Annotated in this window: 13 protein-coding genes; 6 read left to right on the top strand and 7 right to left on the bottom strand. The window is 68.3% G+C overall.

The window, feature by feature from the left end; genetic code table 11:
- Positions 1–10: 10 nt before the first annotated feature.
- Entirely contained in the window at positions 11–304 is a 294-nt protein-coding gene (locus AB0N89_RS22405; protein ID WP_364207426.1) for a co-chaperone GroES, read from the top strand.
- A gap of 30 nt (positions 305–334) precedes the next feature.
- Entirely contained in the window at positions 335–2194 is a 1860-nt protein-coding gene (locus AB0N89_RS22400) for a VanW family protein (RefSeq protein ID WP_364207341.1), read from the top strand.
- Positions 2195–2197: 3 nt separating this feature from the next.
- Here the strand turns inward: AB0N89_RS22400 and AB0N89_RS22395 are convergent, their stop codons facing one another.
- The 6 genes from AB0N89_RS22395 to mug form a co-directional block, all read right to left on the bottom strand.
- Positions 2198–2914, bottom strand: a complete 717-nt coding sequence (locus tag AB0N89_RS22395; protein WP_364207339.1) for a leucine-rich repeat domain-containing protein — start codon at positions 2912–2914, stop codon at positions 2198–2200.
- Between the two features lie 23 nt (positions 2915–2937).
- Positions 2938–3231 carry a GlsB/YeaQ/YmgE family stress response membrane protein gene (locus AB0N89_RS22390; RefSeq protein ID WP_364207337.1) on the bottom strand — a complete coding sequence of 98 codons (294 nt, stop codon included), beginning with the start codon at positions 3229–3231 and terminating at the stop codon, positions 2938–2940.
- Between the two features lie 74 nt (positions 3232–3305).
- Complete coding sequence (locus AB0N89_RS22385) at positions 3306–3581, bottom strand: GlsB/YeaQ/YmgE family stress response membrane protein (RefSeq protein ID WP_364207335.1); 276 nt, start codon at positions 3579–3581, stop codon at positions 3306–3308.
- Between the two features lie 126 nt (positions 3582–3707).
- A complete protein-coding gene (locus AB0N89_RS22380; protein WP_364207333.1) occupies positions 3708–5552 on the bottom strand; it encodes an acyl-CoA dehydrogenase in 1845 nt (614 codons plus the stop codon).
- A 149-nt stretch (positions 5553–5701) separates the two neighbouring features.
- Complete coding sequence (locus AB0N89_RS22375; protein ID WP_364207424.1) at positions 5702–6502, bottom strand: response regulator transcription factor; 801 nt, start codon at positions 6500–6502, stop codon at positions 5702–5704.
- A gap of 281 nt (positions 6503–6783) precedes the next feature.
- Positions 6784–7335 (bottom strand): G/U mismatch-specific DNA glycosylase, encoded by a 552-nt coding sequence (mug, locus tag AB0N89_RS22370; RefSeq protein WP_364207331.1) that lies wholly within the window; start codon positions 7333–7335, stop codon positions 6784–6786.
- Positions 7336–7363: 28 nt separating this feature from the next.
- On the opposite strand from mug, the gene AB0N89_RS22365 reads away from it, so the two are divergent.
- A complete protein-coding gene (locus AB0N89_RS22365) occupies positions 7364–8017 on the top strand; it encodes a class I SAM-dependent methyltransferase (protein ID WP_364207329.1) in 654 nt (217 codons plus the stop codon).
- A 97-nt stretch (positions 8018–8114) separates the two neighbouring features.
- Entirely contained in the window at positions 8115–8291 is a 177-nt protein-coding gene (locus tag AB0N89_RS22360) for a hypothetical protein (RefSeq protein WP_364207327.1), read from the top strand.
- Here AB0N89_RS22360 and AB0N89_RS22355 read toward each other — a convergent pair.
- A complete protein-coding gene (locus tag AB0N89_RS22355) occupies positions 8232–8879 on the bottom strand; it encodes a VanZ family protein (RefSeq protein WP_364207325.1) in 648 nt (215 codons plus the stop codon). The two genes, AB0N89_RS22360 and AB0N89_RS22355, sit on opposite strands and share 60 nt — an antisense overlap.
- Before the next feature lie 150 nt (positions 8880–9029).
- On the opposite strand from AB0N89_RS22355, the gene AB0N89_RS22350 reads away from it, so the two are divergent.
- Both AB0N89_RS22350 and AB0N89_RS22345 read left to right on the top strand, forming a co-directional pair.
- Positions 9030–9515, top strand: coding sequence for a GNAT family N-acetyltransferase (locus AB0N89_RS22350; RefSeq protein ID WP_364207323.1), 486 nt, complete (start codon positions 9030–9032; stop codon positions 9513–9515).
- A 129-nt stretch (positions 9516–9644) separates the two neighbouring features.
- Positions 9645–11330, top strand: coding sequence for a bifunctional metallophosphatase/5'-nucleotidase (locus AB0N89_RS22345; protein ID WP_364207321.1), 1686 nt, complete (start codon positions 9645–9647; stop codon positions 11328–11330).
- Positions 11331–11360: the final 30 nt, after the last annotated feature.

Genomic DNA, 11360 nt, shown 5'->3' with positions numbered 1-11360 from the left:
CGAAATTCAGATGCTGCAGGACAGGGTGCTCGTGAAGCTGTCCCCCGAGGACGGGGAGCGCCGGAGCACCGGCGGCATCGTCATCCCCGCCACCGCGCAAGTGGCGCGGCGGCTCGCGTGGGGTGATGTACTGGGTGTGGGCAACAGTGTGCGGAACGTCAAGACCGGCGACCGCGTGCTGTTCAACCCGGAGGACCAGCACGAGGTCGAGATCCAGGGTGAGGGGCACCTGGTCATGCGGGAGCGGGACATCCACGCCGTGGCGACCGAGCGGACCGAACACGGCACGGGGCTGTACCTGTAGCTCGGTGCCCGTGACGAGGGGTGGTGAGAGTTGGTACGCGATGACCACGACGAACCGGGTACCGATCTGTTCACCGACGAACTCCTCCCGGACCCGGACGACGAACCGGAAAACGACGAAGGCCTGGTAGACGAGCTCTTCCAGGGCGACAGGGTGGTGCATCCACCGCCGACGCCCGCGTCGAAGTTCCGCAAGGGGCTCGGCAAGGCCCTCATGGCCGCCGGGGTGCTCATGGGTCTCTTCGTGCTCGCGTACGCGGTCGACCTGATCGTCAGCGCCGGGGACGTCCCGCGCGGCGTCACCGTCGCGGGGATCGACGTCGGCGGCCTCACGCACAAGGAGGCCGAGTCGAAGCTTCGCCGTGAGCTGGAACCGAGGCTGATCGAGCCGGTGCGCGTCCGGGCGGGAGACGTCCACACCGTCCTGTACCCGACGTCGTCCGGCCTCGGCCTCGACTGGCCGCAGACGCTGGGCCGCGCCGGGCATCAGCCGCTGAGCCCGTACACGCGCCTGATGTCGTTCTTCACCAGCCGCGAGGTCGGCGTCGTCACCTGGACGGACGTGCCGAAGCTCGAAAAGGCCGTGTCCGACCTCGCCGCCGGGCAGCTGAACCGGCCGCCGATCGAAGGGAACATCACCTTCCGGCCCGTCGCGGGCGGCGACGGCGCGGTCGCCGCGGCCGCGGTCGAACCGCGGGCGGGCCAGACGCTCGCCGACGTCAAGGCCGCGGTCACCACGGTCACCGACGGCTGGCTGAGCGACGGCGGTGTCGAGCTGAAGGTGAACGTCGCGCCGGTGAAGGCGAACTCGCAAGGCGTGCACGCGGCGCTCGACAAGATCGTCACCCCGGCGGTCGCGAAGCCGCTCGTCATCCGAGGCGAGGGCAAGGACGCGACGCTGAAACCGGACACGATCGCGGGCTCCTTCCAGTTCGCCGCGCGCGACGACGGCAACCTCGAAGTCCGTATCGACCAGGGCAAACTCCGGGCCGCGGCGCAGCCGCAGCTCAAGGAGACCGAGACCGACGGCGCGGACGCGCAGATCGTCTTCGTCGGCGACAGGCCGGCGGTGCAGCCGTCGAAGGACGCGAGGAAGGTCAACTGGGACATCACGTTCTCCGCGCTGACCACGACACTCGCCAAGAGCGAGGACCGGGAGCTGAAGGCGGTCTACGACGCCAGCAGCCCGGCCGTCAGCACCGAGGCGGCGAACGTCCTCGGCATCAACGAGGTCATCGGCGAGTTCACCACCTCCGGTCTGAGCGGCCCGGCGATGACCAACGCGCAGGCGCTGGCCACCCGCGTCTCGGGCGCGATCGTGAAGCCGAACGAGACGTTCAGCCTCGGCGCGCGGTCCGGGGCGCGGACGGCGGACGCGGGCTACGTCCCCGCGCCCGCGAACGAGGACGGCACCGGGCCGGTCGTGGTCGGCGGCGGCGTCTCGCAGCTCGCGACGACGCTCTACAACGCCGCGTACCTGGCCGGGCTGGCCGACGGCGGACACCTGGAGCACGACCACTACCTGGACCGCTATCCGGTCGCGCGCGACGTGAAGGCGATCAACGACGACGGTTCGCCCGTCGAGATGCAGATCGTCAACGACGCCCCGACCGGCATCGCGATCCAGGTGATCCCCGCCAACGGCTCGGTGACCGTGCGGATCTGGGGCACGAAACGCTTTTCGGTCCAGAGCGTCGGCGGGGACAGGCATTCCTACGTCGCCCAGCCGGTGCGGATCGGTTCGGGGCCCGGCTGCGTGCCGGATCCGGGCGCGGCCGGGTTCAGCACCTCGGACACCCGCGTGCTCGTCGACGTCGTCACCGGCACGGAGGTCCGCCGGGAAACCCGCAACGCGACCTACTCGCCGCGTACCGCGGTCATCTGCGCCTGAGCTTCACCGCAGCACCATGCAGCCTCGGGCCTCGAAGTCCGCGAGCCACGACGGCTCCCGGAAGTCCTTGTTCCACCGCAGATCCAGCTTGTCCAATTTGGACAGCCGGGCGAGGGAGGACGGCAGCGAGGTGAGCCGGTTCTCGCGCAGGTCCAGCTGGCGTAGTTCGCTCAAGTCACCGAGTGAGGACGGCAAGGACGTCAGCCGGTTCTTCCGCAAATGCAGCTCGCGCAGCGTGGAAAGCGTCCCGAGCGATTCCGGGATTTCGGTCAACCCGTTGCCGTACAGGCGAAGTTCGCGCAGGGAGGCCAGCCCGGAAAGGTCGTCCGGCAGGATGGAGATGCGATTGTCCGTACATCCCAGGTACTTCAGCCGTCCGAGTGAGCACAGCGCGACCGGGAACTCGGTCAGCCTGTTGTCGCTCACGTAGAGGTATTCCGTCAGGCCGGAGAGCTCGCCGAGCTCGTCCGGGAGAGTCTCGAACTCGTTGTGCCCCAGGTCCAGCGTGTGCAGCCTCCGCAGCGCGCCGATCGAAGGAGAGAGGGAGGCCAGCCGGTTGGTGGCCAGGTTCAGCACCCGGAGCCCCGAAAGCGACCAGAGGTCGTCGGGAACGGAAGTCAACCGGTTGTCGTACAGGTCCAGATGTTCGAGCGACGCCGGAAGGGCGACGCCGGACAGGGAAGTCAGCCCCTGGCCACTGAGTTCGAGTCGAGTGGTCACAGGGGCCGACCGTAGCCCTGTCCTCAGGTGGCGGCGTGGTGCCCGCCCTTGACCTTCGCGTAGATCGCGGACGCGGCGATCACGCCGACGACCGCCGCGCCGACCTGGAAAGCGTGCCGGATCCAGTCGATGCCCGGGGTGTCGCGGACGCCGAACACGCCTGCCAGCCAGTTGCCGATGAAGGCGGCGACGATGCCGACGACGATCGTCAGCCACATCGGGATCTTCTGATCGCCGGACGCGAGCATCCGGCCGATGACACCGAGGATCAGGCCCACCACGATCGTGGTGATGATGCCCCAAAGGCCACCCAGCATGGTTCCTCCTTCGCTGGAGAATCAGTTGGTTCCCACGGTGACACCGAAAGCGGTTAGTCGCGCTTCAAGACCCCTTACCGGGTGACACCACGCCGTCCGTAGAGGTTCGCGGCCAGGGTGACCCCGATGGCGGCGATGACGATCTGGGTGATCAGTTCGAGCCAGTCGAAGCCGTCGGTGTCCGCGTAGCCGAGTCCGCGGGCGATCGCCGTGCCGATGAAGGCGGCGATGACGCCGACGACGATGGTCAGCCAAATCGGGATGGACTGCTTGCCGGGGGCGAAGAACCTGCCGAGTACCCCGAGGATCAGCCCGACCACGATCGCCATGATGATGCCGGTGACTGTCATTGAAGAACTCCTTTGCCGAGGTGTCCGCCGACGGGCGGACTCAGCACGGAAATGCCCCCGGCAAACACCCTCGAAACCACGAAGAGCCCTCTCCGCATCGGAGAGGGCTCTTCGTCACTAAACCGTTTAGAACGCGGCCTCGGGGATGTCCATGAGGCTGTTGTCCGCGGCCTCGACGATCGCGCGGCGCGACGTCAGCTCCGGCAGCACGCTCTTCGCGAAGAACGACGCCACGGCGAGCTTGCCCTCGTAGAACGGGGTGTCCTTCGCCGACGCGCCCGCGTCGAGCTTGCCGATGGCGACCTCGGCGTGCTTGATGAGCTGCCAGCCGATGAGCAGGTCGCCGACCGACATCAGCAGGCGGACCGTGTGCTGGCCGACCTTGTTGATGTTCTGCGGGTCTTCCTGCGACGAGGTCAGGTAGCCGATCAGCGAGCCGAGCATGCCCTGGGTGTCTTCGAGCGCCTGCTTGAGCAGTCCGCGCTCGTTCTTGAGCCGCCCGTTGCCGATCTCCGACTCGATGGTCTTCGTGATCTCGCCGGCGACGTAGGCCAGCGAAGCGCCCTTGTCGCGGACGATCTTGCGGAAGAAGAAGTCCAGCGACTGGATGGCCGTGGTGCCTTCGTACAGCGAGTCGATCTTCGCGTCACGGATGTACTGCTCGATCGGGTAGTCCTGCAGGAAGCCCGACCCGCCGAGAGTCTGCAGCGACTGCACGAGCTGCTCGGTCGCGCGCTCGGAGCCGACGCCCTTGACGATCGGCAGCAGCAGGTCGTTGACGCCGTGCGCGACCTTCTGCGAAGCCTCGTCGCCCTCGCCGGTCCACACCTGGTCCTGGAAGGTCGCGGTGTAGAGGTACACCGCGCGGAGGCCCTCGGCGTACGCCTTCTGCAGCATCAGCGAGCGGCGGACGTCCGGGTGGTGGGTGATCGTGACGCGCGGCGCCGCCTTGTTCAGCATGTTCGGCAGGTCGGAACCCTGGACGCGCTCCTTGGCGTACTCGAGCGCGTTGAGGTAACCGGTCGACAGCGTCGCGATGGCCTTCGTGCCGACCATCATGCGGGCGTACTCGATGACCTGGAACATCTGCGCGATGCCGTCGTGCACCTCGCCCAGCAGCCAGCCCTTGGCGGGGGTGCCGTGCTGGCCGAAGGTCAGCTCGCAGGTGGTGGAGGCCTTGATGCCCATCTTGTGCTCGACGTTGGTGACGAAGGCGCCGTTGCGCTCGCCCAGCTCACCGGTCTCGCCGTCGAAGTGGAACTTCGGCACGAGGAAGAGCGAAAGGCCCTTGGTGCCGGGCTTGGTCTCGACGCCGGGGCCCTCGGGACGGGCCAGCACCAGGTGCATGATGTTCTCGACCATGTCGTTCTCGGCCGAGGTGATGAACCGCTTCACGCCGTCGATGTGCCAGGAGCCGTCCTCCTGCTTGACGGCCTTGGCGCGACCGGCGCCGACGTCGGAACCGGCGTCGGGCTCGGTGAGCACCATGGTGGCGCCCCAGCCGCGGTCGATCATGACCTGCGCCCAGCGCTTCTGCTCGTCGGTGCCGTTCTTGTCGACGATGCCGGCGAAGTTCGGGCCCGCCATGTACATGAACAGCGGCGCGTTGGCGCCGAGGATCAGCTCGGCCGCGGCCCACTGCACGGTCGGGGGCAGGCCGAAGCCGCCCAGCTCGTTCGGCAGGCCCAGCCGCCACCATTCGCCGTCCATCAGCGCCTGGTAGCTCTTCTTGAACGACTCGGGGATCTTCACCGAGAAGGTCTTCGGGTCGTACACCGGCGGGTTGCGGTCCGCGTCGGCGTACGAGTCGGCGAGGGGACCGGAAGCGAGCTTGTTCAGCTCCGTCAGCACGCCGCGGGCGGTCTCCTCGTCGGATTCCGCGAGGACGCCCTTGCCGAGGCGGTCCTGCACGCCGAGGACCTCGAAGAGGTTGAACTCCAGGTCTCGGACGTTGCTCTTGTAGTGGCCCATTTCGTCACTCCAATGTGTTCGGCTCCCCGGCCGGGCACACGTCCCCTACTCGCCGGTAACTTCAGGATATTACCTGTGGGTAACCGGCGGCAAGTGAATGGCCACTGTTGTGATGTGTAAATCAGCAATACGGGGGTCCCGGTGCCGGTTCAGCGGGGTGACGGCGCGATCGAAGAGGCCGAAGGCGCCTCGGCCGGGCTGTGCGCGTCGTCGGGGTTCGTGACCAGTATCCCGGAGCGGAACGCGATGGTCACCGCGTGTGTCCGGTCGCGGGCCGAAAGCTTGCGCAAGATGCTTTTGACGTGGGTCCGCACGGTTTCGACGGACAGGAACAGGATCTTCGCGATCCCGGAGTTCTCCAGCCCCTCGGCGACCAGTTGCAGGACCTGGTACTCGCGGCGGGACAGCGGCATCAGGCCGCGCGCGGTCGCCGGCTTGGGGGCGTCGCCCGGCTTCGGGAGCACGGGCTGGCGCTTCGGCCTCGCCGTGAGCGCCGCCAGCGTCGGGTCGATGTAGCGGCGGTCGCTGTGCGCGCGCCGGATCGCCTCGGTGAGATGACGGCCGTCCGTCGCCCGCGGCACGATCGCGTGCACGCCCGCCGCGATGGCCGCGGCGAGGTACTGCTGCGTGCGGTTGGTGTCCCGGATCATCGTGATGATGACCAGCGCCGGGTCGCCGCCGCTGAGCAACCGGGACAGATGGCAGTTCGGGTCCAGCGCCGAATCCAGCACGATCACGTCCGGTTTGAGCTGTTCGCACAGCTGGAGCGCGGCGTGATGGCTCGCCGCGTGCCCGAGCCAGTGCAGTCCCGGCGTGCGATGGACCAGTGAGCTCAGGCCCTCGCAGAAGATCGGGATCGGATCGACGGCGGCCACTCCGAGGCCGCGGCCGCCAGGTGACAGTCCGCCAGGCCTGCCGGCCTGCGTTCGGTTCGGCTCGATCCCTCGCATCACGGACCCCTCCGTTTTGTTGCCCGTCATCTCCGGACGAGAGGACAGAAGTCCATTCGGCGACCACGGCCCCTCCGGCGTGGTCGCCCTCGTCAACCGGTCCCCCCTGCGGGACCGGACAGAGATGACACCTCGTAACTATTACGAGTCAGTAGGTCGGCAGGCGTGACGCGATATCCCCCTCATAGATGTATCGCATCGTCGCAGCAAACTCTGCGTATCGACTGGTTGTGGATCACTGGCTCTATCGAGCGCGCCAACGGGAGATCTTGGCGCGTTCGCTACTCAGAGTGGACCTCGGCGCGGAAGCGGCCGAATTCGTCCCCGAGCGCCGCGGGCGTCCAATGCGCGTTCAACCCGCTCGGATTCGGCAGGACCCAGACACGCGCGTGGGCGATCTCGCCGTCCTGCGGGCCGATCTTCGCCTTCGGCAGGCCGAACGCGGTCCGGAACGCCGTGATCCCGACGACGGCGAGCCAGCGCGGCCGGTACTCGGCGACCCTCGCCGTGAGAAGCCGTCCGCCCTCGCGGAACTCGTCCGGCGTCAGCTCGTCGGCCCGCGCCGTCGTCCGCGCGACGACGTTGGTGATGCCGAGGCCGAGTCCGGGCAGCTCGTCCTGCTCGCTCGGGTCGAACAGGCGCGGGGTGAAGCCGCCGCGATGCAGCGCGGGCCAGAACCGGTTCCCCGGCCTGGCGAAGTGCAGGCCGAGGGCGCCGGAGTAGAGACCGGGGTTGATCCCGCAGAACAGCACGTCCAGGCCAGGCGCGATGACGTCGGGGATGGTCTTTCCGTACGCGGCGGCCAGCTCGTCCTTGGTCGGTTTCGTCCTCACCGGTTCAGTTTCCGGCACGCTGGCGGGTATGGATCAGGGGGCGTTCACGGCCGACGGCTGTCCGGTGGAGGTGTACCGGCTGCTGCCGCCCGACGGCGAGGCCGGGATCGTGCACGCCGCGGTCCCGGAGGGCGCGTCGATCCTGGAGCTCGGCAGCGGCGTCGGCCGGGTCACCCACGCGCTGCTGGCCCTGGGGCATCCCGTGGTCGCCGTGGACGATTCGCCGGAGATGCTCGCCCACGTCCGCGCCGAGAAGGTGTGCTCGAAGATCGAGGAGCTGCGGCTCGGCCGGGTCTTCGACGCGGTGCTGCTCGGCAGCCACCTGATCAACACCACTCTCGACGCCGACCGGGCGGCCTTCCTGGCCACCGCCCGCGCGCATGTGGCGCCCGGTGGGCGCGTGCTCGTCGAATGGCATCCGCCCGAGTGGTTCGAGTCGGTCCAGGACGGCCAAGGCGGCCGGATCGGCGAGGTCGACGTCCGGCTCGGCCAGGTCGTCCGACACGGGGAACTGCTGTCGGCCGTCGTCCGCTACTCGGCGGACGACCGAAGGTGGACCCAGGCGTTCACCTGCCGCCGGCTGGGTTCGGCGGCGCTCGACACCGCTCTGACCAGGGCGGGGCTGGTCTTCGAACGCTGGTGCGCAGACGACCGGACGTGGTTCTCGGCGAACCCCGCGTGACCTGCGACACCCACTTTCGTCTCAAGGGGTGGTCAATTCACCACGATTTGCGTACTGTTTGTGATCTCGCACACAAGGTCGTATTCGAGGAGGCGTTTTGCAGCTCTCGCTCATCCTCGGCCTGGTCGCGTTGATCTTCGTCGTGGCCACCGTGCTGGTGATCGCGGAAGACCGGCGGGCCGCGCGGCGCGCGGCCCAGCGGCGGCGGGCGCGGCTAGCGGACCTGGGCGAGGTCGATCCGCTCGCGGCGCAGCGGCTGCATCTCGACCGTTGAAGGAACGGGCTTCCGGACGAGGCTGAGCAGCAGGGCTCCGGCGATCCAGCCGAGCATCGCGCCGCCGGTGTTGTTGAGCAGGTCGTCGACGTCGAAGATCCGGTAGACGTAGGGCGCGGTGCCGAAGTTCGCGGTCAGCTGCGTGATCTCGATCAGCAGCGAAGCGGTGAAACCGATCAGCGTCGTGCCGATGAGGCCGCGCTTCCAGAGCGTCCTGGCGAAGAAACCGAGCGGGACGAACAGCAGCACGTTCATGGTGGCCTGCTGGAAGGTCTGGGTGGTGAACCAGTCGGCCATCGGCAGCCCGTGCTTGAGCAGTTCGGTGTGGATGTCGGTGATCCACTGGAACGGGTGCAGCTGCACCGTCTGGCTCAGCCGTTCGACGCCGGGCCCGGGCAGCGGCAGGAAGGTCACCGCCAGGGTCATGGTGGCGTAGAGCAGCACGGCGGCCATGGTCAGGACGGGACGGAGACGCACCCGGCCGTGCCGCGCGTGCAGGACGATCAGCTGCGGGATCAGCACCGTCGCCCACAGCGCGAAGAAGCCGATCAAGCCGTACTGCAGGGCGGTGACCTGTGCGTTCGTCATGACAAGGACGTTATGGATCCCGGGGGGCCCGCCACTTCGGTCGAAGGGCCGCGGCGGACGGGGCCGGATCGGCCAAGTGGCTGATCCCGATCTTGGCCGATCGGCGATATTCGCTCCCACGTCCACCGGCGGACGTGGGATTCTGCCCCGATGCTGATCGTGCGACGGCTGGCCCCCGAAGACCTCGACGCCTTCCGTGACGTCCGCTTGCGTGCCCTGACGGACACCCCCGAGAACTACGGCTCGATCGCGGCCGCCGAACGGGCTCAGTCCGACGAGGAGTGGCTCGCGAAACTGGCCGGGGACGCCTGGTTCGCCGCCTTCGACGACGGCCGCGCGGTGGGCCTCGTCGCCGGCCGGGCCCGCGACGGCGACTGGATCCTGTACTCGATGTGGGTCGCGGCCGAAGCCCGCGGCCAGGGGCTGGGCGCGAAGTTGGTGGGCGAGGTGCGGTCGGCCGCCGAGGCCGACGGCGCGCGTGAGGTGTGGCTGCACGTCGCGGAGGACAACGACCGGGCGCGGCGGCTGTACCTGAGGCTCGGGTTCATCGCGACGGGTGACCTGGAGCCGATGCCGAACGACGTCACCCGGCGGCGTGAGCGTCTTCATCTCCCCGTCGCCGCCGGCGGTGCCTAGACCGCAGCTCACATGCCATGTGACGTTTGCCTATCGTCCTGCTTTTTCCTCTGGTGAAGGTCAATTCCGCCAGGCAGACTCCTCCGCCGTGCACCCGATGGGGACTCCCGCGTGCGAATCGGAGGAAGAATGAAGCTCTCTACCCGGCTGGCCGTCGCCGTCGGCGCCGCGCTGACCGCGCTGGGTGCCGTGGCCGTGCCCGCGTCCGCCGCGCCGGCCACCACCGACGTCCGGATCATCACGTTCAACGACCTGCACGGCAACCTCGAACCGCCGTCCGGTTCGAGCGGCCGTGTCACGCTGCCCGGCGGCGGGACGGTCAACGCGGGTGGTGCCGCGTACCTCGCGACGCATCTGAAGAAGCTCCGGAGTGAAGCGCGCAACTCGGTCGTCTTGTCGGCCGGTGACAGCATCGGCGCGTCGCCTGTGATCTCGGCGCTGTTCCACGACGAGCCCACCGTCGAGCTGCTGAACCAGCTCGGCGTCCGGGCTTCCGTGGTGGGCAACCACGAATTCGACGAGGGCCTCAAGGAACTCCGCCGGATCCAGAACGGCGGCTGCCACCCGACCGACGGCTGCCAGTTCCGGAAGTCCTTCAAGGGCGCGAACTTCCCGTTCCTCGGGTCCAACGTGTACTACGAGAACGGCTTCCCGGCGTTGCTGCCGTTCAGCATCGAGTTCTCCGGCGGCGTCCCCATCGGCGTCATCGGCGCGACGCTGAAGGACCTGCCGCAGGTCGTCACCCCGGAGGCGATCAAGGGCCTGAAGTTCGGCGATGAGGTCCAGGCGATCGACCGCACCGCCAAGCTGCTCGACCTCTTCGGCGTCAAGGCGCAGGTCGTGCTGCTGCACCAGGGCGACAACTCCGAGACCGCCGGTCCGGACGAATGCAAGGTCAAGCCGGGCGCGGCGACCGCCATCGCGCAGAAGGTGACGTCCAAAGTGGACGCGATCTTCACCGGGCACAGCCACCAGCAGTACAACTGTGTGATCAACGACCCGGACGGCAAGCCGCGTCCGGTGATCCAGGGCGCGTCGTTCGGCCGTCTGCTGTCGGTCGTCGACCTGAAGATCGACCGCCGGACGCGCGACGTCGTGCGCGGTGAGACCAAGGCGCACAACGAGATCGTCACGCGCGACGTCGAGCCGGACCGCGGCGTGCAGGACCTGATCGACGAGGCCAAGACCAAGGCCGCGCCGATCGCGAACAAGGCCGTCGGCACCATCACCGCCGACCTGGTCGCCAAGGGCGCGGCCTCCGGCGAGTCCCCGCTGGGCGACGTCATCGCCGATGCCCAGTTGGAGGCCACGAGGTCGAATGGCGCACAGATCGCCATGACGAACCCGGGCGGCATCCGCACGGACTTCACCTACGCGTCCTCGCCCGCCGGTGAAGGCGACGGCGTCGTGACCTACGGCGAAGCGTTCGCCGTGCAGCCGTTCGCGAACATCATGCAGACGATCACGCTCACCGGGGCGAACCTGAAGAACGTGCTCGAACAGCAGTGGCAGGCCAACGGGATCGTGCGCACGCTGCAGATCTCGAAGTCGCTGAAGTACTCGTACTCGGCGTCGGCGGCCCAGGGTTCGCGCATCTCGAACCTGACGCTCGACGGCGCGCCGATCGACCCGGCGGCGTCGTACCGCGTGTCGGTGAACAACTTCCTCGCCGCCGGCGGGGACGGCTTCACCGAGTTCACCAAGGGGACCAACCTGTCCGGTGGTCCGGTGGACCTGGACGCGCTGATCGCGTACTTCGGGGCGCACCCGGGCATCGCTCCGCCGGCCGCGGACCGGATCACCGTCCTGCCGTAGCCGCTCGCGAGTGTCATGAAAGGGTCGTTC

This window comes from Amycolatopsis sp. NPDC089917, assembly GCF_040684635.1.
Classification (GTDB): Bacteria; Actinomycetota; Actinomycetes; order Mycobacteriales; family Pseudonocardiaceae; genus Amycolatopsis.
This window is presented reverse-complemented; position numbering and strand designations above follow the sequence as displayed.

What these genes read in the sequence shown, in the direction of transcription:
- AB0N89_RS22405 (WP_364207426.1), top strand. Translation starts at nt 11, where the DNA reads ATGCTGCAGGACAGGGTGCTCGTGAAGCTGTCCCCCGAGGACGGGGAG.
- AB0N89_RS22390 (WP_364207337.1), bottom strand. Translation starts at nt 3,231, where the DNA reads ATGCTGGGTGGCCTTTGGGGCATCATCACCACGATCGTGGTGGGCCTG.
- AB0N89_RS22385 (WP_364207335.1), bottom strand. Translation starts at nt 3,581, where the DNA reads ATGACAGTCACCGGCATCATCATGGCGATCGTGGTCGGGCTGATCCTC.
- AB0N89_RS22380 (WP_364207333.1), bottom strand. Translation starts at nt 5,552, where the DNA reads ATGGGCCACTACAAGAGCAACGTCCGAGACCTGGAGTTCAACCTCTTC.
- AB0N89_RS22375 (WP_364207424.1), bottom strand. Translation starts at nt 6,502, where the DNA reads ATGCGAGGGATCGAGCCGAACCGAACGCAGGCCGGCAGGCCTGGCGGA.
- AB0N89_RS22365 (WP_364207329.1), top strand. Translation starts at nt 7,364, where the DNA reads ATGGATCAGGGGGCGTTCACGGCCGACGGCTGTCCGGTGGAGGTGTAC.
- AB0N89_RS22355 (WP_364207325.1), bottom strand. Translation starts at nt 8,879, where the DNA reads ATGACGAACGCACAGGTCACCGCCCTGCAGTACGGCTTGATCGGCTTC.
- AB0N89_RS22350 (WP_364207323.1), top strand. Translation starts at nt 9,030, where the DNA reads ATGCTGATCGTGCGACGGCTGGCCCCCGAAGACCTCGACGCCTTCCGT.
- AB0N89_RS22345 (WP_364207321.1), top strand. Translation starts at nt 9,645, where the DNA reads ATGAAGCTCTCTACCCGGCTGGCCGTCGCCGTCGGCGCCGCGCTGACC.